Below are 22,795 nucleotides of genomic sequence, written 5' to 3' on the forward strand. Positions count from 1 at the left end.
GTCTTAACCGCGTGCGGCGGCGATCTTGATCAGCTTGGCGTAGTAGAACCCGTCGTGACCGCCTTCCTGGGCCAGCAACTGCCGGCCGTGAGGCTGCTTCAGGCCGGCCTGGCTGGCAATGTCCAGCTCCCGGGCGCCTGGGGTGCGGGCGAGGAAGGCTTCGATCACTTCGGTGTTCTCGGTCGGCAAGGTCGAGCAGGTGGCGTAGAGCAGCATGCCACCCACTTCCAGGGTCGGCCACAGGGCATCGAGCAGTTCGCCCTGCAACACGGCCAGCGCCGCAATGTCGTCCGGCTGGCGGGTAAGCTTGATGTCCGGATGGCGGCGGATCACGCCGGTGGCCGAGCATGGCGCGTCGAGGAGGATGCGCTGGAACGGCTTGCCGTCCCACCAGGTCGCGGTGTCGCGGCCATCGGCGGCGATCAGCTCGGCCTCCAGGCCGAGGCGTTCGAGGTTTTCCTTCACGCGCACCAGGCGCTTGGCTTCCAGGTCCACCGCCACCACGCCGGCCAGCTTCGGCTCGGCCTCGAGGATGTGACAGGTCTTGCCACCCGGCGCGCAGCAAGCGTCCAGCACCCTTTGGCCGGGCGCCAGCTCCAGCAGGTCAGCGGCCAGTTGCGCGGCTTCGTCCTGGACGCTGATCCAGCCCTCGGCAAAGCCCGGCAGTGCGCGCACATCGCCCGGGGTTTCCAGGACGATGCCGTCGCGGCTGTACTGGCACGGAACGGCCGGGATGCCCGCCTCGCCCAGCAACGCCAGGTAGGCGTCGCGGGTATGGTGGCGACGGTTGACCCGCAGGATCATCGGTGGATGGGCATTGTTGGCCGCACAGATGGCTTCCCATTGCTCGGGCCAGAACGCCTTCAGGGATTTTTGCAGCCAGCGCGGGTGAGCGGTGCGGACCACCGGGTCGTGCTCCAGCTCGGCCAACAGGGTTTCGCTTTCCCGCTGGGCGCGGCGCAACACGGCATTGATCAGGGCCTTGGCCCAGGGCTTTTTCAGCTTGTCGGCGCAGCCCACGGTTTCGCCGATGGCGGCGTGGGCCGGGACGCGGGTGTAGAGCAGTTGATAGAGCCCCACCAGCAGCAGCGCCTCGACGTCGGCATCGGCGGCCTTGAACGGCTTCTGCAACAGCTTGGCCGCGAGGGCCGACAGCCGCGGCTGCCAACGGGCGGTGCCGAACGCCAGGTCCTGGGTGAAACCGCGATCACGGTCTTCGACCTTGTCCAGTTGGGTCGGCAGGGAGCTGTTGAGGGAGGCTTTGCCGCTGAGGACGGCGGCAAGTGCCTTGGCGGCGGCCAGACGCGGGTTCATGAGGCGTCCGCCGCTTGGCCGAGAACGATGCCAACGGCAAATTTCTCACGGCGGCTGTTGAACAGGTCGCTGAAGCCCAGCGCCTTACCACCGGGCAGTTGCAGACGTGTCAGGCACAACGCCTGTGCACCGCAGGCAACGACGAGGCCGTCCTTGCTGGCGCTGAGGATTTCACCCGGCGCGCCTTTCCCTTCGGCGCAGCTGGCCGCCAGCACTTTCAGGGCTTCGCCGTTCAAGGTGCTGTGGCAGATCGGCCAAGGGTTGAAGGCGCGTACAAGGCGCTCCAGCTCAACGGCTGGGCGGCTCCAGTCGATGCGGGCTTCGTCCTTGTTCAGTTTGTGCGCGTAAGTGGCGAGGCGGTCATCCTGCACGTCGCCCTCCAAGGTGCCAGCGGCCAGGCCGGCAATCGCCTCGACCACGGCCGGCGGGCCAATGAGCGCGAGACGGTCGTGCAGGCTGCCACCGGTGTCTTCGGCGCTGATGGGCGTGCTGACCTTGAGCAGCATTGGCCCGGTGTCCAGGCCGGCCTCCATGCGCATCACGGTCACGCCGCTCTCGGCATCGCCCGCTTCCACGGCGCGCTGGATCGGCGCGGCACCGCGCCAGCGCGGCAGCAGCGAGGCGTGGCTGTTGATGCAACCCAGGCGCGGGATATCCAGCACCACTTGGGGCAGGATCAGGCCGTAGGCGACCACCACCATCAAGTCTGGCTTGAGCGCCGCCAGTTCGGCCTGGGCCTGTGCATCGCGCAAGGTCGGCGGCTGCAACACCTCGATACCGTGCTCCAGGGCCAGTTGCTTGACCGGGCTGGGCATCAGTTTTTGCCCGCGACCGGCCGGCCGGTCCGGTTGGGTGTAGACCGCGACGATTTCGTGGGGGCTGGCCAGCAGGGCCTTGAGGTGTTCGGCGGCAAATTCGGGAGTGCCGGCAAAGACGATGCGCAGTGGCTCAGTCATGGGTAGCTCTCAATTACAAAGCAGTCGCAAAAAGAAAAAGGCTTGCCGCGGCAAGCCTTTGAAGGGGGGCATCAAGCATTCTGGCGATGAAGTTTTTCCAGTTTTTTCTTGATGCGGTCACGCTTGAGGGTAGACAGGTAATCCACGAACAACTTGCCGTTGAGGTGGTCACACTCGTGCTGGATGCACACGGCCAGCAAGCCTTCGGCGATCAGTTCATATGGCTGGCCGTCACGGTCCAGGGCCTTGATCTTGACCTTCTGTGGGCGGTCGACGTTTTCGTAGAAGCCCGGCACCGAGAGGCAGCCTTCCTGGTACTGGTCCATCTCGTCGGTCAGGGTTTCGAACTCGGGGTTGATGAACACCCGCGGCTCGCTGCGGTCTTCGGAGAGGTCCATGACGACGATACGCTTGTGCACGTTGACCTGGGTCGCGGCGAGGCCGATGCCTGGCGCTTCATACATTGTTTCAAACATGTCATCGACCAACTGACGCACTTCGTCGTCCACTACGGCCACTGGTTTGGCGATAGTGCGCAGGCGCGGGTCCGGAAATTCGAGAATGTTCAAAATGGCCATAAGCTTGATAAATGCACGTGTGAGGTAAAGTCGGGTGGCTGGCCTGGCGTGTCTTGGGATGCAGGCTACCGTTGTAAAACGTTGCTCTTGTGGAGAATAGCTCCTTAAGCAGCGAGCCACGGGGGCTCTGGCGTTTTACGCGAACGCACATAATAAAGGGATTCACCGCATGAGGAAATCACTACTCGCCCTGCTGCTCCTGGCCTCGGCCGGGATCGCGCACGGGCAAGTGCAACTTCGGGAAGGTTTTCCCCAGCAATACACGGTGGTGACGGGGGACACGCTGTGGGACATTTCCGGCAAGTACCTGCGCGAGCCGTGGAAATGGCCCGAGCTGTGGCAGGCCAACCCGCAGATCGAAAACCCCAACCTGATTTATCCGGGCGACACCCTGTCGCTGGTCTACGTCAACGGCCAGCCGCGCCTGACCCTCAATCGCGGCGCCTCGCGCGGCACCATCAAACTGTCGCCGCGCATTCGCAGTTCGCCAGTGGCCGACGCCATCCCGAGCATTCCACTGCAAGCCATCAACAGCTTCCTGCTGAGCAACCGCATCGTCGACACGCCTGAGGATTTCAACAAGGCCCCCTACGTCGTCGCCGGCAATGCCGAACGGGTGCTCAGCGGCATGGGGGATCGGGTCTTTGCCCGTGGCTCGTTCGATGCGAACCAGACGGCGTACGGCATCTTTCGCCAGGGCAAGGTCTACACCGACCCCGAGACCAAGGAATTCCTGGGCATCAACGCCGACGACATCGGCGGCGGCGAGGTGGTCGCCACCGAAGGCGATGTCACTACCCTGGCCCTGCAACGCACCACCCAGGAAGTACGCCTGGGTGATCGTTTGTTCAGCGGCGAAGAGCGCTCGATCAACTCGACGTTCATGCCCAGCGCGCCGAAATCGGACATCCACGGGTTGATCCTGGACGTGCCGCGAGGCGTGACCCAGATCGGCGCGCTGGACGTGGTCACCCTGAACAAGGGCCGGCGCGACGGGCTGGCCGAAGGCAATGTGCTGGCGGTGATGAAGACCGGTGAAACCGTACGCGACCGCATTACGGGCGAGCGGGTGAAGATCCCCGATGAGCGCGCCGGCCTGCTGATGGTTTTCCGCACCTACGACAAGCTCAGCTATGGCCTGGTGCTGTACGCATCGCGCTCGTTGGCGGTGCTCGACAAGGTCCGTAATCCGTAACGGGTCTCACAAGTTACCAACAGAGTTATCCACAGCTTGTTCCCGTTTGAACGGGGCTTATAACGGTCAAGGATGATCGCATGTCATTACCTGAATCTACGCCGGTTTCCCCTGCGGAACTGGAGGCCCGGCTACGCCTTCACCGCTTGCCGGAGCTGGGACCCAAACGTTTCATGACGCTGATGGAGGCCTTCGGCTCGGCCTCCAAGGCCATCAGTGCACCGGCCAGCGCCTGGCGCGCGCTGGGCTTGCCGCTGGCCTGTGCCGAGGCGCGGCGCAACCCGGATGTGCGTGACGGCGCCGCCCATGCATTGGCCTGGCTGGAGCGTGCGGGCCAGCATTTACTGATGTGGGACCAACCCGACTACCCGGCGCTGCTGGCGCAGATCAGCGATGCGCCGCCGCTGCTGTTCGTCGCTGGCGACCCCTCGATCCTGGAAAAACCCCAGCTGGCGATGGTCGGCAGTCGGCGGGCATCACGCCCCGGCATGGACACTGCGGCGGCGTTTTCCCGAAGCCTGGCCGGGGCCGGTTTTGTCATCACCAGCGGCCTGGCCCTGGGCATCGATGCGGCGGCCCATCAGGCGGCGCTGGATGTTGGCGGGCGCACCGTCGGCGTGTTGGGCACCGGTCTGGAAAATTTTTATCCACAGCGCAATCGTCGGCTGGCGGACGCGATGATTGCCCAGGGCAGCGCGGTGTTGTCGGAGTTCCCGTTGGACGCACCGCCCCACGCCAGCAACTTTCCGCGGCGCAACCGGATCATCAGCGGCTTGTCCCTGGGCGTGCTGGTGGTAGAGGCCAGTGTCGCCAGCGGCTCACTGATCACCGCGCGACTGGCGGCGGAACAGGGTCGCGAGGTGTACGCCATTCCTGGATCGATCCATCACCCCGGGGCCCGAGGCTGCCATCAACTGATCCGCGACGGTGCGGCGCTGGTGGAAACCGTCGAGCATATCCTCGAAGCGCTGCGCGGTTGGCAGCGGTTGCCGCCGGCCTCGGAGCCCGTGCCCGTGACCCATCCGCTGCTGCGCCTGCTGCATGCCGCGCCGCTGAGCAGTGAGGCGCTGGCCGACGCCAGTGGCTGGGGCTTGCCCAAAGTGCTGGCGGCATTGACCGAACTGGAGATGGAAGGACGCGCCACCTGCGACAACGGACGCTGGTTTGCACGCTAGGTTTTATGGGGAAGATCGGTAAACTGCCCACAGCCTTATTTGCGTTGCGGGAGAATCTTTCATGGTCAACAGTTGGCGTGTGCAACAAGCCGCGCGAGAAATTCGTGCCGGGGCGGTGATTGCCTATCCAACCGAAGCGGTCTGGGGCCTGGGTTGTGACCCATGGAACGAGGAGGCGGTGGAACGCCTGCTGGCGATCAAGTCGCGGCTGCCCGACAAAGGCCTGATCCTGGTGGCTGACAACATCCACCAGTTCGACTTCCTGTTCGAAGACTTCCCCGATACCTGGATGGACCGCATGGCCAGCACCTGGCCGGGGCCCAATACCTGGCTGGTGCCGCACCAGAACCTGCTGCCGGAATGGATCACCGGGGTGCACGACACCGTCGCCCTGCGGGTCAGCGATCATCCCACCGTGCGCGACTTGTGCTCGCTGGTCGGGCCGCTGGTGTCCACCTCGGCCAACCCCCAAGGACGCCCGGCGGCGCGCACGCGGATTCGCGTCGAGCAGTATTTCCGCGGGCAGATCGACCTGGTGCTGGGCGGCAACCTGGGCGGGCGCAAGAACCCCAGCGTGATTCGCGACCTGGCTACTGGCAAGGTCGTGCGCCCGGACTGATACCGCGTCATCGTTCATCGCGGGCAAGCCTTGCTCCCACAGAGTAAAACCTGTGGGAGATCTACCTCCACAGAGCATGGCCTGTGGGAGCATGGCCTACTTCCACAGAACATACTCTGTGGGAACATGGCCTACTTCCACAGAACATACCCTGTGGGAGCATGGCTTGCCCGCGATGAGGCCATCACAAACACCCTGTAATTCAAGGCAGGAGAACGGTCGACCCCGTCGTGCGCCGCGCCGATAACTCGGTATGAGCCTTGGCCGCTTCCGCCAGTGGATAACGCTGGTTGATATCCACTTTGATCTTGCCGCTGCTGATCATCCCGAACAGCTCGTCGGCCATGCGCTGCAGGTTTTCGGCGTTGTTGGCGTAAGTCGCCAGGGTCGGGCGGGTGACGTAGAGCGAGCCCTTGGCCGCGAGGATCCCCAGGTTCACACCGTCCACCGCACCTGAAGCATTGCCGAAGCTCACCACCAGGCCACGGGGGGCGACGCTGTCCAGGGAGGTCAACCAAGTGTCCTTGCCAACTCCGTCGTACACCACGGGCACCTTCTTGCCGTCAGTCAATTCCAGCACCCGCTGTGCGACGTTTTCCTTGCTGTAGTCGATGGTTGCCCACGCGCCGTGGGCTTTGGCGATGGCGGCCTTTTCCGGCGAGCTGACGGTGCCGATCAGCTTCACGCCCAAGGCCTTGGCCCACTGGCAGGCCAGGGAGCCCACACCACCAGCAGCGGCGTGGAACAGGATGGTTTCGCCGCCCTTGAGTTCATAGGTCTGGCGCAGCAGATATTGCACGGTCAGGCCCTTGAGCATCACGCCGGCCGCCTGTTCGAAACTGATGGATTCGGGCAGATGAACCAGGTTGGCCTCGGGCAACACATGCACATCGCTGTAGGCCCCCAGCGGACCGCTGCCGTACGCCACTCGGTCGCCGACCTTGAACCGCTTGACGTCCGAGCCGATCGCCTCGACCACGCCCGCGCCCTCGGCACCCAGGCCCGATGGCAATGCCGGTGGCGGATAAAGACCGCTGCGGTAGTAGGTGTCGATGAAATTCAGGCCGATCGCCTTATTGCTGACGCGCACCTGCTGCGGGCCGGGCTCGGCAGGCGAGTAATCGACGTACTCGAGCACTTCGGGACCGCCGTGGGAACTGAACTGGATACGTTTGGCCATCTTCACTTTCTCCTTGTCGCAGGACTTTTACCAAGCCTGCTATCGGACTCCTAAGCTTGACCGTCGTCAACTGTGGTGTGGGCAAGTGCGGTGGTATCCTGTGCGCCCATTTGCCACCGGCCCGCCATACGCCGCGTAGCGTAGCCCTGATCAAGGTGATGTCATGTCCACTCGCACCGAGGCCGTGAAAGCCTACCTGCTCGACCTGCAAGACCGTATCTGCACCGCCCTGGAAACCGAAGACGGCGGCACTCGCTTCGTCGAAGATGCCTGGACCCGGCCGGCCGGTGGTGGCGGTCGCACGCGGGTGATCGAGAACGGCACGGTGATCGAAAAGGGCGGCGTCAACTTTTCCCACGTCTTCGGCAGCGGCCTGCCACCCTCAGCCAGCGCCCATCGGCCAGAACTGGCCGGGCGCGGCTTCGAAGCCTTGGGTGTGTCGCTGGTGATCCACCCGCACAACCCGCACGTGCCAACCTCCCACGCCAACGTGCGCTTCTTCATCGCCGAAAAGGAAGGCGAAGAACCCGTCTGGTGGTTTGGTGGCGGCTTCGACCTGACGCCTTACTACGGCGTCGAGGAAGACTGCGTCCATTGGCACCGTGTCGCCGAGCAGGCCTGCGCGCCATTCGGCCCCGAGGTGTACCCGCGCTACAAAGCCTGGTGCGACAGCTATTTCCACCTCAAGCATCGCAACGAGCCCCGAGGCATCGGTGGCCTGTTTTTCGACGACCTGAACGCGTGGGATTTCGACACCTGCTTCGCCTTCATCCGCGCCATCGGCGACGCCTACATCGATGCCTACCTGCCGATCGTGCGCCGCCGCAAGCACGACGCGTTCACCGCCAAACAGCGGGAATTCCAGGAATACCGTCGTGGGCGCTACGTGGAATTCAACCTGGTCTACGACCGCGGCACCCTGTTCGGGCTGCAATCGGGTGGACGTACCGAATCGATCCTGATGTCCCTGCCACCGCAAGTGCGCTGGGGCTACGACTGGAAAGCCGAACCCGGCAGCGAAGAAGCGCGGCTGACCGAGTACTTCCTGCAGGATCGCGATTGGCTGGCGACGGCCTGAACGAGGATTATCCATGGACCGCTACGTTGTAATGGGTAACCCGATCGGCCACAGCAAGTCGCCGTTGATCCATCGCCTGTTTGCCGAGCAGACCGGGCAAACCCTGGACTACAGCACGCTGCTGGCGCCCTTGGAGGATTTCGCCGGTTGCGCCCGAGAATTTTTCCGCGAGGGACGTGGGGCAAACGTCACGGTGCCGTTCAAGGAAGACGCCTTCCGCCTGGCCGACAGCCTGACCGAGCGGGCCCAGCGGGCCGGGGCGGTCAATACGTTGAGCAAACTGGCCGACGGTCGCCTGCTGGGTGACAACACCGACGGCGCCGGGCTGGTCCGGGACCTGACCGTCAACGCCGGCTTCAGCCTCAAGGGCAAGCGCATCCTGTTGCTCGGGGCCGGCGGCGCAGTGCGCGGTGCCTTGGAGCCGCTGCTGGCCGAAGCGCCGGCCTCGGTGATCATCGCCAATCGCACGGTGGAAAAGGCCGAATTGCTGGCCGAGTTGTTCGCCGACCTGGGCCCGGTTTCCGCCAGCGGGTTCGACTGGCTGCAAGAGCCGGTGGACCTGATCATCAACGCCACCTCCGCGAGCCTGTCGGGGGATGTACCGCCGATTGCCGCCAGCCTGATCGAGCCCGGCAAGACGGTTTGCTACGACATGATGTATGGCAAGGAACCGACCTCGTTCTGCCGTTGGGCCAAGGAACACGGCGCGGCGGTGGCAATGGATGGCCTGGGCATGCTCGCCGAACAGGCGGGCGAAGCGTTCTACCTGTGGCGCGGGGTACGCCCGGACACCGCGCCAGTACTTGCCGAACTGCGCCGCCAACTGGCGCTTTAAGCTCCTGTGGGAGCAAAGCTTGCTCGCGAAGCAGGCGCCTCGGTTTCCAAAAAGACCGCGTGGTATTCATCGCGAGCAAGCTTTGCTCCCACAAGTCCTCTTGCGCCATGTTTTGTGTGCCTGAGCCTTTTCAGTCTTCGAAGTGAATCGGGCACTTCTGCGCCCCCTCCAGCTTCAACAACTCCTCCACCACCTGGGGCCGGGCCATGCGCAAGGTCAGGCTACGGCCCTGGCTGCGCAGGCGCCGGGCTTCCTGGTGGAGCATTTCCACCCCGGAATAATCGATGAAGTTGATCTGCTGGGCATCGATTACCACCCGCTGCGCCTGCAACCGTTGCAGGCGCGCTTGCAGGTAATGGCTGGCGCCGAAAAAGATCGAGCCGCCGACCCGCAGGATCTCCGCCTCCCCTTCGCGAAAATGCTGCACCCGCGGCTGTGAAGTGCGCTTGAGGTAAAAGAACAGCGAGGCCAGTACGCCGGCGTAGATGGCGGTTTGCAGCTCCAGCAGCAACGTGGCCAGGCAGGTCAGGCTCATCACCACGAATTCGGCGCGGCTCACGCGGTACAACGCCCGGATACCGCGGTGGTCCACCAGTCCCCAGGCTATCAACAAAATGCTGCCGGCCATGGCCGGAATCGGAATGTGCGCAATCAGGTTCGCCCCGGCGACCGCAAACAACGCCACCCACAAGGCCGAGAACACCCCGGCCAGGGGCGAGCAGGCCCCGGCGTCATAGCTGAGGCCGGAACGGGTAAAGGAACCGGCCGACAATGATCCGGAGAAAAATCCGCCAACGATGTTGGAAAGCCCCTGTGCCCTCACCTCCTGGTTCGCATCGAGCAATTGCCCGGAACGTACCGCCAGCGAGCGGGCGATGGACAGGCTGGTGACCAGCCCGAGCATGCCCACCGCAACCGCCCCGGGCAGCAGGCGCAGGATCAGCTCCAGGTCCAACGGCAACAGCGTGAGCGGGGGCAGGCGCCCGGCAAAGGCACTGACCAGCGCCACATGCGCGAACATCGCCGGCCACAACCAGACCACCAGGCTGCTGATGACTAAAGTTATCAACAGGCTCGGCCAACGCGGCAACAGGCGCTTGAGCACCACGCCCAGGACCAGGGTCCCCAAGCCCAGCAGCAGCGATGGCTTATCCACAGCCCCGATGTGGTCGACCAGCATCAGCAGCCCCCTCAACGCCGTGGCTTCGTTCGGCAGGTCGAGGCCCAGCAGGTTCGGCAACTGCCCCAGGGCAATCACCACCGCCGCGCCCAGGGTGAAACCCAGCACCACCGAATGCGAGACGAAATTCACCAGCGCACCGAAACGCAGCAGTCCCAGCAACCATTGAAAAATGCCCGCCAACACCGTCAGTAGCAGGATCAAGGTGATGTAGTCCTGGCTGGCGGGGACGGCCAGCGGACTGACGGTGGCGTACAAGACGATGGAAATCGCCGCCGTGGGGCCGCAGATCAGGTGCCACGACGAACCCCACAGGCAGGCGATGAGCACCGGCACGATCGCCGCATACAAGCCGTACTCCGGTGGCAAACCGGCAATCAGGGCGTAGGCAATGGACTGCGGCAACGCGAGAATCGCGCCGCTCAGGCCGACGATCAGGTCACGGCCGACACTGGCGCGGGTCTGCCGGGGCAGCCAGCTCAGGAAAGGAAAGAGTGAACGGCGCGTGGGGATTGCCATGGGGCCTCAAGGATGGGGTTTGCAAGCAAGGGTATCAGGACAAGGCACTGTTCTCCCTGTGGCGAGGGAATTTATGTGGGAGCAAAGCTTGCTCGCGAAACAGGCACCTCGGTCTCTGAAAGACCGAGTTGTCTTCATCGCGGGCAAGCCTTGCTCCCACAATAATCCCCTTGCGACAGTGCTCCGCCGTCAGAGCTTGGCCTTCACCGCCGCCAGCGCATCCTTGCCATCCATCGTCTTCACACCGTCCAGCCATTTATCCAGGACCGCCGGGTTGGCCTTGATCCAGGCCTTGGCCGCATCGGCGTTGCTGACCTTGTTGTTCACCACCTCGGCCATGATGCTGTTTTCCATGTCCTGGGTGAAGCTCAGGTTGGTCAGCAGCTTGCCCACGTTCGGGCAGGCCTGTGCATAACCTTTGCGGGTCAGGGTGTAGACACTGCCCGTGTCGCCGAAGTATTTCTCGCCGCCCTTGAGGTAGTGCATTTTCAGTTGCACGTTCATCGGGTGCGGGGTCCAGCCGAGGAAGGTCACGAATTTCTGTTTCTTCACCGCCCGGGAGACTTCCGCCAGCATCGCCTGCTCGCTGGACTCCACCAGTTTCCACTCGCCCATGCCGAAGTCATTGGTCTTGATGATTTCTTTCAGGGAGAGGTTGGCCGGGGCGCCGGAGCCGATGCCGTAGATCTTCTTGTCGAACTTGTCGGCGAATTTGTTCAGGTCGGCAAAGTTATGCACACCGGCATCCCAGACGTAGTCCGGGACCGCCAGAGTGAATTCGGTGCCGTCCAGGTTCTTGGCCAGTTGCGTGACGTCGCCATTGGCCACGAACTTGTCATAAAAGCCCTGCTGTGCCGGCATCCAGTTACCCAAAAACACATCCACCTGGCCATCCTTGAGGCCACCGAAGGTAATCGGCACCGCGAGGGTATCGACCTTGGCCTTGTAGCCCATCCCGTCCAGCAGGAAGCCGGTGATGGCATTGGTGGCGGCAATATCGCTCCAGCCCGGGTCGGCCATCTTCACCGTTTCGCAGCTTTGCTCGGCCCAGGCCGAAACACTGCTCAACGCCAACAGCCCAGCGGTCAGTACTGTGGATAACTTTTGCATGGCTTGCCCCTTACGTTATTGGTTTTGGCAGGGTTGTGGATAACGGGCCTTGCGCTCCAGATCGTCGAGGTCGATGTGGTTACGCATGTACTGCTGGCTGGCGTCCACCAGCGGCTGGTGATCCCAGCTCTTGAGTTTGCCCAGGGTCAGCGCCTGGGCGACGAAACGGCGGCGACGCTGGCTGGCGAGCACCTGTTGATGAATAGCCGGGATGTCCCACTTGACACGCGCCTCGGCGAGAAAATCGGCGAACAGGACTTGATGCTCAGGGGATTGGCTGAGATTTTCCAGTTCCTTGGGATCGTTGCGTAGGTCGAACAGCAGGCACGGGTCATCTTCGCTGTAGATGAATTTCCACGGGCCACGACGGATCATCATCAACGGGCTGATGGTGCCTTCGGCCATGTATTCACCGAAGACTTCGTCATGCCCGCCCTGCCCTTGCAGATGCGGCACCAGCGAACGGCCATCCAGCGGCAAGCCCGGTTCCAGCGTGCCGCCGGCCAGCTCCACCAGGGTTGGCAGCAAATCGGCGGTGGACACGGCCGCGCTCACCCGGCCGCTGGCGAACTGCCCCGGCGCACTGATCAGCAACGGTACGCGGGCAGCCATTTCGAACCAGTGCATTTTGTACCAGAGGCCCTTTTCGCCGAGCATGTCCCCGTGATCGCCGGAGAACACGATGATCGTGTCGTCCAGTAGACCAGTGTCTTCCAGGGTCTGCAGCAGCTTGCCGACATTGCAGTCAATGTAGCTGCACGCGCCGAAATAGGCGCGGCGGGCATCCCGAATCTTATCCACAGGCAGTGGCTTGTCCCACAGGTCATAGACCTTCAGCAGCCGCTGGGAATGTGGGTCGAGCGCCTTTTGCGCCGGGGTCTGCGGCAAAGGAATGTCGTTGTCGTCATACAAATCCCAGAACGCCTTGGGAATCGTGTACGGATCGTGTGGGTGCGTCATCGATACGGTGAGGCAAAACGGCTGGTCGCCGTCCTCGCGGATATGGTCGAACAGGTACTGCTGTGCCTTGAACACCACTTCTTCATCGAAATCCAGCTGGTTGGTGCGCACGCACGGCCCGGCCTGCAACACCGACGACATGTTGTGGTACCAGCTCGGCCGCACGTCCGGCTCGTCCCAGTTCACCGACCAGCCGTAGTCGGCCGGGTAAATGTCGCTGGTCAGGCGTTCTTCGTAGCCGTGCAGTTGGTCCGGCCCACAAAAATGCATCTTGCCGGACAGCGCCGTGCGGTAGCCGAGGCGGCGCAAGTAGTGGGCGTAAGTCGGCACGTCCGCAGGGAAATCCGCCGCGTTGTCGTAGGCGCCGATCTTGCTCGGCAACTGGCCGCTCACCAGGGTAAAGCGCGACGGTGCGCACAGCGGGCTGTTGCAATAGGCGGCATCGAACACCACGCCCTCGGCGGCCAGGCGCGACAGGTTCGGCAACTTGATCGGCGAAGGACCGTAGATCGGCAACATTGGCGCGGCCATTTGATCGGCCATGATGAAAAGAATGTTCTTGCGCTTCATGTATTCGCGGCATTCCATAGTAGGCAGTTATGCGACATTGCTGCGATTGAGCATGTAGCCCCCGGGTTTTGGGGTAAAGCCCATGCAGGATAATGACTAGGATAAGCACAGCTTATGTATGACGCCCTGGGTAACCTGTCCCTGGAACTGTTCCGCGCCTTTGAAGCCGCGGCGCGCCAACAAAGCTTTACCGCGGCGGCGATTGAGCTGGGCACCACGCAACCGGCCATCAGCCAGCAGATCAAGCGCCTGGAAGAGCAACTGGGTACGCGGTTGTTCGACCGCATCTACCGCGGCATCGAACTGACCGAGGCCGGGACGATCCTGTTCGAACAAGTACAGGCCGGCTTGCAAAGCATCGATGCAGGGCTGAGCGCGATCACCGCCCAACACCAGCACGAGGTGTTGCAGGTGGCCACGGACTTCGCCTTTGCCGCCTACTGGCTGATGCCGCGCCTGCATCGCTTTCACGCCGCCAACCCGCAGGTGGACGTCAGCCTGGTGACCAGCGAACGCAACCACAACATGCTGCGCACCGATATCGACGTTGCCGTATTGTTCGGCGACGGTCGCTTCAAACAAGGCGAAAGTCGCTGGCTGTTCAGCGAAGAAGTTTTTCCGGTGTGCAGCCCGCTGCTGCTCAAGGATCGTCCCCTGCCCTTGTCCGCCCAGGCCTTGGCAGAGTTTCCCTTGCTGCACCTGCGTGCGGGCAACAGCAACAGCTGGTTCGAATGGAGCGGCGTATTCCGCGAGCTGGGCATCACGTCACCACCGGCCCCAGGGCAGTTGCGCTTCGACAACTACACGCTACTCATCCAGGCCGCGATTGGCGGCCAGGGCGTCGCCATCGGCTGGCGGCACCTTGTGGATAACTTATTGGCTCAGGGGCTGCTGTGTCGTCCGATCGCTGAAACGGTGCTCTCGCGGCTGGGGTATTACGTGGTCTTGCCCCAGCGTAAACGCCGCGGTGTGTTGATCAGGCAATTCGTCGATTGGCTGATGGAAGAACAGGCCAACAGTGCCGAATCGCTCACGGGGCTACCGTTGCCTTCCATTGCTGTTTGAAAAGATCGTCCGAACGCGGCCCGAGCCTTCGGCAGCTCCTACATGGCGGCCACGAAGCTGACGTGCTCGCCCACGTGCAGGTTCAGGCGCAGCTCATCGGCGATGCCGACCGCGACCCGGTTGAGTCGCTCCAGGGATTCGGCCATGCCGGGTTCGAGGCTGGTGCTGACCTGGCTGAAATGTTCGATGCCCAAGCCAGGTGCGGCATAGGGTGCGTTGATCAAGGTCCACTGCAAGGTGCTGTTCTTCAGGGCATCGAGCACTTCTTCGGCGGCATGGCGCTGCAAATCGTCGTCCGTCGGCTCCTCGTCGAGCATCGCAAAGTCGCCCACCAGGAACAGCCGGGGAATATTCACCGCCTGCATGCCGGCGATCAGTGCATCCACGGCCAATACTTGCTCCACCGGGCCGGGAATCAATGTGCGCTCCACTTGTTCGCTGTTCATCGGCAGCCCCGGCGCGTTCAGCAGACACACCACGGCGCTGGCACCGGCAACACTTTGCTTGACCCGCTCGGGATCGAACAGATCACCGGTCTTGGTCCGCAGGCCCGGGCGGGGAGCCAGGGCAGTAAGATCGTCGAGAATGGCGATGACTTCGTGCTGGCGCCGCAGCATTTCAGCCATCAACGCACTGCCGAGGCTGCTCATGGCACCATAGAGCACCACTTTGATGACCGGGGTTTCGGCGTTTTTCATGGCTGCGTTCCTCTTTATCCCGCGTGTAAAGGCTCTGACCCGCGGCAAACGGCGAGGGTTCGGCCTCTTTTCAAGGAGTGACAGATGCAGCGGATCAAGGGCTACCACGCCCACGTGTATTTCGACGCCCACACCCTCGACCAGGCGCGGGCCCTGTGCGAGGAAGCGGCGCAATTGTTTCCACTGAAAATGGGCCGCGTCCATCAACGCCCGGTCGGCCCGCATCCAGACTGGAGCTGTCAGCTGGCGTTCGACCCGCAGTACATCGGCGTGGTCTTGCCATGGCTGGCGCTCAATCGCAAAGGCCTGGTGATTTTCCTGCACCCCGAGACCGGCGATGACCTGATCGACCATACCGAGCATGCGATCTGGATGGGGGCGGTGCGGCCGTTGGATCTTTCGGCGTTTTGATTGACCGGTGGCGCACCGATTTTCTGTGGGAGCTTTGCCCCACAGATAAATTTTGCTCCCACAGATAAGCTTTGCCCCACAGAAAAAACTCCATTGTCTGCAACGAAAGCTTGCTGAAAGCTAGCGCGATTAGGATCACCCTCACTACCGGCAAAAGACCGGTCGGCCAAAGCGAGTTTTCATGGCTCGTTCGGCCCTTTTAACAACAACAATGGTGATTCTGATGTCCGCTGCTACCCGTCCCGCTGCACCCACTCCATCCGTCCGTCCCGAGCCTTGCATCCTGCGCTGACCTGTCCGGTTCGCCTTTGCCCGCCGCGCCACGCCTGGAGTATTTCCTATGCTGACTTTCCTTGGCTTTGCCATGGTCATCACGTTCATGTTCCTGATCATGACCAAGCGCCTGTCCGCGCTGATCGCCTTGATCATCATCCCGATCCTGTTCGCCCTGTTCGGTGGCTTTGCGCCGAAAATCGGCCCGATGATGCTCGAAGGCATCACCAAGCTCGCCCCGACCGGGGTGATGCTGATGTTCGCGATTCTGTATTTTGCCCTGATGATCGACTCCGGCCTGTTCGACCCGGCCGTGCGCAAGATCCTCAAGCTGGTCAAGGGCGACCCGTTGAAAGTTTCGGTCGGTACCGCCGTTCTGGCGCTCGTCGTTTCCCTTGATGGTGACGGCGCGACCACTTACATGATCTGCGTGGCCGCGATGCTGCCGCTCTACAGCCGCATCGGCATGAGCCCACGCATCATGGCTGGCCTGATCATCCTCGCTGGCGGCGTGATGAACATGACCCCGTGGGGCGGCCCGACGGCCCGTGCCGCCAGTGCCCTGCACGTGGACCCGTCCGACATCTTCGTGCCGATGATTCCTGCAATGGCCGCCGGTGTGGTGGCGATCCTGCTGATTGCCTACATGTACGGCAAGCGTGAGCGCGCACGCCTGGGTGAATTGCATCTGGTGGGCGATGAAATCGACCACAGCGAAATCAGCGTTTCCCAGTTCCCGGACGCCCGTCGTCCGAAGCTGATCTGGTTCAACGGCGCGTTGACCCTGGGCCTGATGGGCACCCTGATCGCCGGCCTGTTGCCACTGCCGGTGCTGTTCATGGTGGCCTTCAGTATCGCGATGATCGTCAACTACCCTTGCCTGCAACAGCAGAAAGACCGCGTTGCGGCCCACGCAGGCAGCGTGTTGGCGGTGGTCGGGCTGATTTTCGCGGCCGGTATCTTTACCGGTATCCTGTCCGGCACCGGCATGGTCGACGCCATGTCCAAGAGCTTGCTGGCAGTGATCCCGGACTTCCTCGGCCCGTACCTGGCAGTGATTACCGCGCTGGTGAGCATGCCGTTCACGTTCTTCATGTCGAACGATGCATTTTATTACGGGGTGTTACCGGTTCTCGCCGAGGCAGCCAGCCATTACGGCATCACCGCCGTTGAAATGGCCCGTGCCTCCATCGTCGGCCAGCCCGTCCACCTGTTAAGCCCGCTGGTTCCGTCGACCTACCTGCTGGTAGCCTTGGCCGGAATCGAGTTCGGCGACCACCAGCGCTTCACCCTGAAGTGGGCAGTACTGGTTTGCCTGTGCATAATGTTCGCCGCCTTGCTGATGGGGATTTTTCCGCTGTTCAGCACTCTATAAAAGCAATGCCCGCTGCGCCGCCATCAGCGGCGCGGCCTAACACTCGCTCAAAGGAACTCACATGGAATGGCTGACCAACCCGGAAATCTGGGTTGCCTTCTTTACCCTGACCGCCCTGGAAATTGTCCTGGGCATCGATAACATCATCATGATTTCGATCCTGGTCAGCCGCATGCCCAAGCACATGCAGGCGCGCACCCGGATCTTCGGCCTGGCGCTGGCCATGGTCACGCGGATCCTGTTGCTGCTGTCCATCACCTGGGTGATGCGCCTGACCGCCGATTTGTTCGAAGTGTTCGGCCAGGGCATCTCCGGTCGTGACCTGATCCTGTTCTTCGGTGGCCTGTTCCTGCTGTGGAAAAGCTCCCAGGAGATGTACCACGCACTGGAAGGCGAAGATGAAAGCAGCGACGAACCTTCGGGCAAGGGCGGCAACTTCATCTACACCATCATCCAGATCGCGATCATCGACATCGTGTTCTCCCTGGACTCGGTCATTACCGCCGTCGGCATGGTCTCCCATGTACCGGTCATGGTCGCGGCAATCATCGTCGCCGTGCTGGTGATGATGCTGGCTTCGGCCACCATCAGCGAGTTCATCGACAAGCACCCGTCGCTGAAGATGCTGGCGCTGTCGTTCCTGCTGGTGGTCGGTACCGTACTGATCGCCGAGTCGTTCGACGTGCACGTGCCAAAAGGCTACGTCTACTTCGCCATGGCGTTCTCCCTGGCGGTGGAAGCCATCAACATCAAGATGCGCACTGCGATTGCACGCAAGCGCAAGCAGCAGGAGCCGGTGAAACTGCGCAAGGATATGCCGGGTCAGTAACGGTACAGGGCAATGAATGAAGGGGCTCTTGGAGCCCCTTTTTCATGCCTGCAAAAAAGTGGCCGGATGCAAAACCTGTGGGAGCGAGCTCGCGATGAGGCCATGACATCCAACATCTTCTTTGGCTGTCAGGCCGCTATCGCGAGCAAGCTCGCTCCCACAAGGGTTTTGGGTGTTTTCGAGGGATGTATTTTTATGACGGATTTGTTTCAAACGATTCTTTAGCTGTGCAATGCTGGCGCCCGAACCGTTCGCCAACTACAGCTTAAGTACAAGAAAGAAGAATGTGGCATCGTCAATTTGTCCTTTTGGGACGCTAACAGGGGGCTCCTCATGCTGACCCTGCTGAATTTGCTCTCCGCCGTCGCCCTGCTGATCTGGGGCACGCACATCGTGCGTACCGGCATCTTGCGGGTCTATGGCTCGAACCTGCGCCATGTCATCGGCCAGAACATGTCCCGACGCTGGCTGGCGTTTGTCGCCGGCATCATGGTCACGGCCATGGTCCAGAGCAGCAACGCCACGGCCATGCTCGTCACCTCGTTCGTCGGCCAGGGCCTGATGGCGCTGACCCCGGCCCTGGCGACCATGCTCGGCGCCGATGTCGGCACCGCGCTGATGGCACGGGTGCTGACCCTCGATCTGTCGTGGCTGTCGCCGCTGCTGATTTTCCTCGGGGTGATTTTTTTCCTGTCGCGCAAACAGACCCGCGCCGGGCAAATGGGTCGGGTCGGCATCGGCCTGGGGCTGATCATCCTGGCCTTGCAATTGATCGTCGAAGCCGCGGCGCCCATCACCCATGCCCAGGGCGTGAAAGTGATCTTCGCCTCGCTGACTGGCGACATCCTGCTCGATGCCTTGGTCGGCGCGCTGTTCGCGATGATCTCCTATTCCAGCCTGGCCGCCGTGCTGTTGACCGCGACACTGGCCGGCGCGGCGGTGATCAGCCTGCCGGTGGCCATCGGCCTGGTGATCGGCGCCAACATTGGCAGCGGCGTACTGGCGTTCCTCAGCACCAGCATGCAGAACACCGCCGGGCGCCAGGTGGCGCTGGGCAGCCTGCTGTACAAGCTGATCGGGCTGTTGTTGATCATTCCAGTGCTCGACCCGCTGGTGGGCTGGCTGGACAGCCTGGATTTCAGCCCGCAGGAAACGGTGATTGGGTTCCATCTGCTCTACAACACCGTGCGTTGCCTGGTGCTGCTGCCCAGCGTCGGCCCCATGGCTCGGCTCTGTGCCTGGTTGCTACCGGAACGTCCGGACACCAACGGCACGGCCAAGCCGCGACATCTGGACCCTACCGCCCTCGTCACCCCGAGCCTGGCGCTGGCGAACGCGGCCCGGGAAACCTTGCGCATCGGCGATCTGATCGAAAGCATGCTCGAAGCCATGCTGGACGTGCTGCGGGGTACGCAGACGGCGGTGACCCAGGAAGTGCGTCGCATGAATGACGACGTCGAAGCGTTGTGCAGCGCAATCAAGTTGTACATGGCACAAATGCCCCGCGAGGACCTCAGTGAGCAGGACAGCCGCCGCTGGGCGGAAATCATCGAGCTGGCGATCAACCTCAAGCTGGCCAGCGACCTCATCGAACGCATGTTGCGCAAGGTCCAGCAGCAGAAGACCTCGCAACGTCGGTCGTTTTCCGAGGTAGGCCTGGAGGAGTTGGCGGGCCTGCACAGCCACTTGATCGCCAACCTGCGACTGGGGCTGTCGGTATTCCTCAGTGCCGACCGGGAAAGCGCCCGGCAGTTGCTGCGTGAGAAACGTCGCTTTCGGGCGCAGGAACGGCGCATGGCCCATGCCCATGTCAGCCGCCTGCAGCGCAAGGTCGTGCAAAGCCTGGAGACCAGTTCCCTGCACTTGGAGCTGATCGCCGACATGAGGCGCCTCAATTCGCTGTTTTGCGGCAGTGCCTATGTGGTCCTGGAGACCGCCGAGATCGGTGCGCTGGCGGCAGATGAAATTTCCGACATTACCCATTCGCCGTGAACGACTGGCGCGTTGGTCAGTCAGTAACAATGTCTGCCAGTACAAAGGCTCGGGCCTGAAACCGTTCGCTGGCCCGCCTGCTCCCGTTGTCATGAACACCGCATAGATTCGATAGGGGGAGCGAGCCGACTCCGGGCGACGATCCGCCGATGACGGCCTGCCCGGCACCATGGACCTCCACTCAGCCGCCAGGAAGCCCTTATGCGTTGTCTGTTGCTCGCCTTTCTTTTGCTCGGTTCACTGCCCGCGGTCGCCCTGGACCGGTTCCAGGTCGAAGGCTATATGTTGCCCAACGGCATGCAGTTGATACTCAAGCCGGGCAGCGAGCGCGGGCATGTGGCGATCCGCTTGGTGGTCGGCGTGGGCCTGGACGACTTCAGTTGCGCCGACAAGGAACTGCCGCATCTGCTCGAACACCTGCTGTTCAGTGGCGTCGATGAGGGCGGTGAAGGTGGCCTGGAAGAGCGCATGCAGGCCTTGGGTGGCGAGTGGAATGCCTTCACGAGCAACGCCGACACCACGTTCGTCATCGAGGCGCCGGCGCGCAATCAACGCAAGGTCCTGGACCTGTTGCTGGCGCTGTTGACCCGCACCCGTATCGATGAAAAAGCCCTGGAGGCGGCCAAGCGGGTGGTGGAACGCGAGGACGGTGGCCACTACACCCACCTGCAACGCTGGCTCGATCATCAGGACCTGGGCCACAAGGCCAGCAACCAGCTGGCGGTTGAGTTGGGCCTGCGCTGCGCGGAACGGGCCGAGGTAGAACGCCATACCCTCGCCCGCCTCGAACAAGTGCGCAAGGACTGGTATGCACCGAACAACATGACCCTGATCGTGGTTGGCGACCTCGACCGACTGTTGCCGGCCTACCTGGAACGCGCCTTTGGCGAACTCGAGCCGGTGGAGCCCAGCCCACACGAGGCGCTGCCACAGATCCGCTACAAGGCAGTCACCAAGCGCAACCTGATCCATGGCCTGGTCGGCAACAGCGCCAAGCTTCATTGGCTGTTCCCGGAGCCGGTGCTGGATGAGCAGCATGACGAAACCTTCGACCTGCTCAAGGATTACCTGGACTGGGCGCTCTATCGCCAATTGCGCCTGGCCAGTGGCTTGTCCTACGGACCGTGGACCGAGCGCGAGGTGTTCGGCGGCGTTGGCTTCTTCAGCCTGAACGCAGACCTGTCCCGCGAAGACTTGCCCGAAGCCGAACAGGCGCTGGAAGAACTGCGCAAGAGATTGCTCAAGGATGGCCTGGACCCCGCCGATTTCGTGCGCATCAAGCGCGCGGCCATTGCCCATCAGTCCTGGGCGGTTCAAGGCAACAGCGCACTGGCCGATTACTACTGGGGTGCCCTGGGCGATTATGAAGACGGCCGCTTCGCCAACCCGGCCCTGCGCCTGCAGGAAGTGAGCCTGGAACAGGCCAACGTGGCCCTGCGCGAACTGCTCAAGGACCCGGGTTACCTGCGCATCGAGAAGCCGTTGCTCAGTGACGATGAGCTCGTCTGGGGGCTGGGCGGTCTGCTGGGGTTGCTGTTGCTTGGGTTGGTGGTGTGGCAGGTGCGCCGGCGGGCCCGACCGAACGAAGAGTGATTTCGTGGCGGCACACATTTGTGGCGAAGGCATCTGTCTGATGTGTGGGAGCAAGGCTTGCCCGCGATGGACGCGACGCGGTCTTTCAGAAACCGAGGCGCCTGTTTCGCGAGCAAGCTTTGCTCCCACAGCAAATCCCACTTGCCACAAGAGCACTCGTCACATCGATGTCCTGACGATACTCTGTCAGGGATATTTCCTACGACTTACTGTGAAACCACCGAATGCAAAACCTGACTCTCTACATCCAGCGCATCCTTGAACTGATGAAGCGCTATCCAGGTGTCATCGCGCTCGGTGGTTTCATCTCCGGAGTCGGCAGTTTCATGCTGGTCGACCGCCAGCAGGGCCTGGCGACCTGGATCGCCATCATGATGCTGGTGAGCTGGCTCTGGCTGATGGTCGAGAACAGCATGACCCGGCTGTTCGCGCGGATTTTCAAACGGGAAATCCCCCAGCCGCTGTTGCGCTACGCCACGCAGATGATTCACCAGGAAAGCCTGTTTTTCGTCCTGCCGTTTTTCTTCATCACCACCACCTGGAACAGCAGCCAGCTGATTTTCACCGGCCTGCTGACGATCGCGGCGCTGATTTCGATCACCGACCCGCTGTACTACAAATGGCTGGCGCCCCGGCGCTGGGCGTTCCTGGCGTTGCACACGCTGACGCTGTTCGCCGCCCTGCTCACCGCGCTGCCGGTGATCCTGCACCTGACCACCGACCAGAGCTTCAAGCTGGCGCTGGGCATTGCCATGCTGCTGTCGTTTCCCAGCCTGGCCTCGATCTTCCCGATCCGCACCGTGCGCAACGCCCTGGCGATCCTGTGCATCACCCTGGGGATTGGTGCCGCCGGCTGGGTGCTGCGCTCCTGGGTGCCACCGGCCACGCTGTGGATGACCGAAGTGGCGATCAGCACCCAACTGGAAGACCGCACGCCGGGCGCCAGCCTCAAGGAAGTCAGTGCGGCCCAGATCCGTGGCAACGGCCTGTACGCCTACACGGCCATCAACGCGCCGCGAGGGCTTGATGAGCGGATTTATCACGTCTGGCAGTTCAACGGTAAAGAAGTCGATCGCATCGCCCTGGACATCCACGGCGGGCGCAAGGAAGGCTATCGCGCCTGGACCCACAAGCAGAACTTCCCGCAAGACCCGACGGGTAAATGGCAAGTGCGGGTGCTGACGGAAAATGGCCAGATGATCGGCGTGCTGCGTTTCAACGTGAGCGCTGACGCACCCGAGGCAAAATAACGGCGGTCGTGCTATTAGGTAGCGCTGTTCAAGTCGAACG

At 62.4% G+C, this 22,795-nt stretch carries 20 protein-coding genes; 12 read left to right on the forward strand and 8 right to left on the reverse strand.

What is annotated here, in order from left to right:
- Nucleotides 1-3 precede the first annotated feature (3 nt).
- From rsmB to def, 3 genes are all read right to left on the reverse strand, one after another.
- Nucleotides 4-1,314 carry a 16S rRNA (cytosine(967)-C(5))-methyltransferase RsmB gene (gene rsmB / locus KGA89_RS20825; protein ID WP_013691964.1) on the reverse strand — a complete coding sequence of 437 codons (1,311 nt, stop codon included), beginning with the start codon at nucleotides 1,312-1,314 and terminating at the stop codon, nucleotides 4-6.
- Nucleotides 1,311-2,270, reverse strand: coding sequence for a methionyl-tRNA formyltransferase (gene fmt / locus KGA89_RS20830; protein WP_223472439.1), 960 nt, complete (start codon nucleotides 2,268-2,270; stop codon nucleotides 1,311-1,313). Before fmt ends, rsmB begins: the two co-directional genes overlap by 4 nt.
- A 71-nt stretch (nucleotides 2,271-2,341) precedes the next feature.
- The gene (def, locus tag KGA89_RS20835) at nucleotides 2,342-2,848 is read right to left on the reverse strand and encodes a peptide deformylase (protein WP_003196300.1); all 507 of its coding nucleotides are present in this window, start codon (nucleotides 2,846-2,848) and stop codon (nucleotides 2,342-2,344) included.
- A gap of 169 nt (nucleotides 2,849-3,017) precedes the next feature.
- Between def and KGA89_RS20840 the strand changes: the two genes are divergently transcribed.
- The 3 genes from KGA89_RS20840 to KGA89_RS20850 all read left to right on the forward strand — a co-directional run bounded on the left by KGA89_RS20840 (nucleotide 3,018) and on the right by KGA89_RS20850 (nucleotide 5,837).
- Nucleotides 3,018-4,043, forward strand: a complete 1,026-nt coding sequence (locus tag KGA89_RS20840) for a LysM peptidoglycan-binding domain-containing protein (protein WP_003196298.1) — start codon at nucleotides 3,018-3,020, stop codon at nucleotides 4,041-4,043.
- A gap of 80 nt (nucleotides 4,044-4,123) precedes the next feature.
- Nucleotides 4,124-5,218 (forward strand): DNA-processing protein DprA, encoded by a 1,095-nt coding sequence (dprA, locus tag KGA89_RS20845; RefSeq protein WP_223472440.1) that lies wholly within the window; start codon nucleotides 4,124-4,126, stop codon nucleotides 5,216-5,218.
- A gap of 61 nt (nucleotides 5,219-5,279) precedes the next feature.
- A complete protein-coding gene (locus KGA89_RS20850; RefSeq protein WP_003196294.1) occupies nucleotides 5,280-5,837 on the forward strand; it encodes an L-threonylcarbamoyladenylate synthase in 558 nt (185 codons plus the stop codon).
- Between the two features lie 202 nt (nucleotides 5,838-6,039).
- On the opposite strand, the gene KGA89_RS20855 is transcribed toward KGA89_RS20850, so the two are convergent.
- The gene (locus tag KGA89_RS20855) at nucleotides 6,040-7,017 is read right to left on the reverse strand and encodes an NADPH:quinone reductase (protein WP_013691962.1); all 978 of its coding nucleotides are present in this window, start codon (nucleotides 7,015-7,017) and stop codon (nucleotides 6,040-6,042) included.
- Between the two features lie 163 nt (nucleotides 7,018-7,180).
- Between KGA89_RS20855 and hemF the strand changes: the two genes are divergently transcribed.
- Nucleotides 7,181-8,095 (forward strand): oxygen-dependent coproporphyrinogen oxidase, encoded by a 915-nt coding sequence (gene hemF, locus KGA89_RS20860; RefSeq protein ID WP_003196290.1) that lies wholly within the window; start codon nucleotides 7,181-7,183, stop codon nucleotides 8,093-8,095.
- A gap of 13 nt (nucleotides 8,096-8,108) precedes the next feature.
- Nucleotides 8,109-8,930, forward strand: coding sequence for a shikimate dehydrogenase (gene aroE / locus KGA89_RS20865; RefSeq protein ID WP_003196288.1), 822 nt, complete (start codon nucleotides 8,109-8,111; stop codon nucleotides 8,928-8,930).
- A 130-nt stretch (nucleotides 8,931-9,060) separates the two neighbouring features.
- Here the strand turns inward: aroE and KGA89_RS20870 are convergent, their stop codons facing one another.
- From KGA89_RS20870 to betC, 3 genes are all read right to left on the reverse strand, one after another.
- Nucleotides 9,061-10,629, reverse strand: a complete 1,569-nt coding sequence (locus KGA89_RS20870; RefSeq protein ID WP_003196286.1) for a SulP family inorganic anion transporter — start codon at nucleotides 10,627-10,629, stop codon at nucleotides 9,061-9,063.
- Nucleotides 10,630-10,818: 189 nt separating this feature from the next.
- Nucleotides 10,819-11,739, reverse strand: coding sequence for a choline ABC transporter substrate-binding protein (choX, locus tag KGA89_RS20875; protein WP_003196284.1), 921 nt, complete (start codon nucleotides 11,737-11,739; stop codon nucleotides 10,819-10,821).
- Between the two features lie 15 nt (nucleotides 11,740-11,754).
- Nucleotides 11,755-13,269 (reverse strand): choline-sulfatase, encoded by a 1,515-nt coding sequence (gene betC / locus KGA89_RS20880; protein WP_003196282.1) that lies wholly within the window; start codon nucleotides 13,267-13,269, stop codon nucleotides 11,755-11,757.
- Nucleotides 13,270-13,383: 114 nt separating this feature from the next.
- Here betC and KGA89_RS20885 point away from each other — a divergent pair, with 114 nt between their 5' ends.
- Entirely contained in the window at nucleotides 13,384-14,334 is a 951-nt protein-coding gene (locus KGA89_RS20885; protein ID WP_223472441.1) for a choline sulfate utilization transcriptional regulator, read from the forward strand.
- A gap of 38 nt (nucleotides 14,335-14,372) precedes the next feature.
- Here KGA89_RS20885 and KGA89_RS20890 read toward each other — a convergent pair whose 3' ends face one another.
- Nucleotides 14,373-15,032: an NAD(P)-dependent oxidoreductase gene (locus tag KGA89_RS20890; RefSeq protein ID WP_003196278.1), complete on the reverse strand. Its 660-nt coding sequence runs from the start codon at nucleotides 15,030-15,032 to the stop codon at nucleotides 14,373-14,375.
- 84 nt (nucleotides 15,033-15,116) lie between these two features.
- Between KGA89_RS20890 and KGA89_RS20895 the strand changes: the two genes are divergently transcribed.
- From KGA89_RS20895 to KGA89_RS20920, 6 genes are all read left to right on the forward strand, one after another.
- Nucleotides 15,117-15,443 (forward strand): DOPA 4,5-dioxygenase family protein, encoded by a 327-nt coding sequence (locus tag KGA89_RS20895; RefSeq protein ID WP_013691959.1) that lies wholly within the window; start codon nucleotides 15,117-15,119, stop codon nucleotides 15,441-15,443.
- Nucleotides 15,444-15,783: 340 nt separating this feature from the next.
- Nucleotides 15,784-17,091: a CitMHS family transporter gene (locus KGA89_RS20900; RefSeq protein WP_003196275.1), complete on the forward strand. Its 1,308-nt coding sequence runs from the start codon at nucleotides 15,784-15,786 to the stop codon at nucleotides 17,089-17,091.
- Nucleotides 17,092-17,152: 61 nt separating this feature from the next.
- A complete protein-coding gene (locus KGA89_RS20905; RefSeq protein ID WP_043042348.1) occupies nucleotides 17,153-17,920 on the forward strand; it encodes a TerC family protein in 768 nt (255 codons plus the stop codon).
- 333 nt (nucleotides 17,921-18,253) lie between these two features.
- Nucleotides 18,254-19,912 (forward strand): Na/Pi cotransporter family protein, encoded by a 1,659-nt coding sequence (locus KGA89_RS20910; protein WP_003196273.1) that lies wholly within the window; start codon nucleotides 18,254-18,256, stop codon nucleotides 19,910-19,912.
- Nucleotides 19,913-20,113: 201 nt separating this feature from the next.
- Nucleotides 20,114-21,505: a M16 family metallopeptidase gene (locus KGA89_RS20915; RefSeq protein ID WP_013691957.1), complete on the forward strand. Its 1,392-nt coding sequence runs from the start codon at nucleotides 20,114-20,116 to the stop codon at nucleotides 21,503-21,505.
- Nucleotides 21,506-21,729: 224 nt separating this feature from the next.
- Nucleotides 21,730-22,755, forward strand: coding sequence for a DUF5924 family protein (locus KGA89_RS20920; protein WP_003196268.1), 1,026 nt, complete (start codon nucleotides 21,730-21,732; stop codon nucleotides 22,753-22,755).
- Nucleotides 22,756-22,795 lie beyond the last annotated feature (40 nt).

This window comes from Pseudomonas sp. A-RE-22, assembly GCF_019956035.1.
Lineage (GTDB): Bacteria > Pseudomonadota > Gammaproteobacteria > Pseudomonadales > Pseudomonadaceae > Aquipseudomonas > Aquipseudomonas brassicacearum.

What these genes read in the sequence shown, in the direction of transcription:
- KGA89_RS20840 (WP_003196298.1), top strand. Translation starts at nt 3,018, where the DNA reads ATGAGGAAATCACTACTCGCCCTGCTGCTCCTGGCCTCGGCCGGGATC.
- KGA89_RS20890 (WP_003196278.1), bottom strand. Translation starts at nt 15,032, where the DNA reads ATGAAAAACGCCGAAACCCCGGTCATCAAAGTGGTGCTCTATGGTGCC.
- KGA89_RS20855 (WP_013691962.1), bottom strand. Translation starts at nt 7,017, where the DNA reads ATGGCCAAACGTATCCAGTTCAGTTCCCACGGCGGTCCCGAAGTGCTC.
- KGA89_RS20885 (WP_223472441.1), top strand. Translation starts at nt 13,384, where the DNA reads ATGTATGACGCCCTGGGTAACCTGTCCCTGGAACTGTTCCGCGCCTTT.
- KGA89_RS20915 (WP_013691957.1), top strand. Translation starts at nt 20,114, where the DNA reads ATGCGTTGTCTGTTGCTCGCCTTTCTTTTGCTCGGTTCACTGCCCGCG.
- fmt (WP_223472439.1), bottom strand. Translation starts at nt 2,270, where the DNA reads ATGACTGAGCCACTGCGCATCGTCTTTGCCGGCACTCCCGAATTTGCC.
- KGA89_RS20905 (WP_043042348.1), top strand. Translation starts at nt 17,153, where the DNA reads ATGGAATGGCTGACCAACCCGGAAATCTGGGTTGCCTTCTTTACCCTG.
- KGA89_RS20920 (WP_003196268.1), top strand. Translation starts at nt 21,730, where the DNA reads ATGCAAAACCTGACTCTCTACATCCAGCGCATCCTTGAACTGATGAAG.
- KGA89_RS20910 (WP_003196273.1), top strand. Translation starts at nt 18,254, where the DNA reads ATGCTGACCCTGCTGAATTTGCTCTCCGCCGTCGCCCTGCTGATCTGG.
- hemF (WP_003196290.1), top strand. Translation starts at nt 7,181, where the DNA reads ATGTCCACTCGCACCGAGGCCGTGAAAGCCTACCTGCTCGACCTGCAA.
- aroE (WP_003196288.1), top strand. Translation starts at nt 8,109, where the DNA reads ATGGACCGCTACGTTGTAATGGGTAACCCGATCGGCCACAGCAAGTCG.
- KGA89_RS20870 (WP_003196286.1), bottom strand. Translation starts at nt 10,629, where the DNA reads ATGGCAATCCCCACGCGCCGTTCACTCTTTCCTTTCCTGAGCTGGCTG.
- def (WP_003196300.1), bottom strand. Translation starts at nt 2,848, where the DNA reads ATGGCCATTTTGAACATTCTCGAATTTCCGGACCCGCGCCTGCGCACT.
- rsmB (WP_013691964.1), bottom strand. Translation starts at nt 1,314, where the DNA reads ATGAACCCGCGTCTGGCCGCCGCCAAGGCACTTGCCGCCGTCCTCAGC.
- dprA (WP_223472440.1), top strand. Translation starts at nt 4,124, where the DNA reads ATGTCATTACCTGAATCTACGCCGGTTTCCCCTGCGGAACTGGAGGCC.
- KGA89_RS20895 (WP_013691959.1), top strand. Translation starts at nt 15,117, where the DNA reads ATGCAGCGGATCAAGGGCTACCACGCCCACGTGTATTTCGACGCCCAC.
- betC (WP_003196282.1), bottom strand. Translation starts at nt 13,269, where the DNA reads ATGAAGCGCAAGAACATTCTTTTCATCATGGCCGATCAAATGGCCGCG.
- KGA89_RS20900 (WP_003196275.1), top strand. Translation starts at nt 15,784, where the DNA reads ATGCTGACTTTCCTTGGCTTTGCCATGGTCATCACGTTCATGTTCCTG.
- choX (WP_003196284.1), bottom strand. Translation starts at nt 11,739, where the DNA reads ATGCAAAAGTTATCCACAGTACTGACCGCTGGGCTGTTGGCGTTGAGC.
- KGA89_RS20850 (WP_003196294.1), top strand. Translation starts at nt 5,280, where the DNA reads ATGGTCAACAGTTGGCGTGTGCAACAAGCCGCGCGAGAAATTCGTGCC.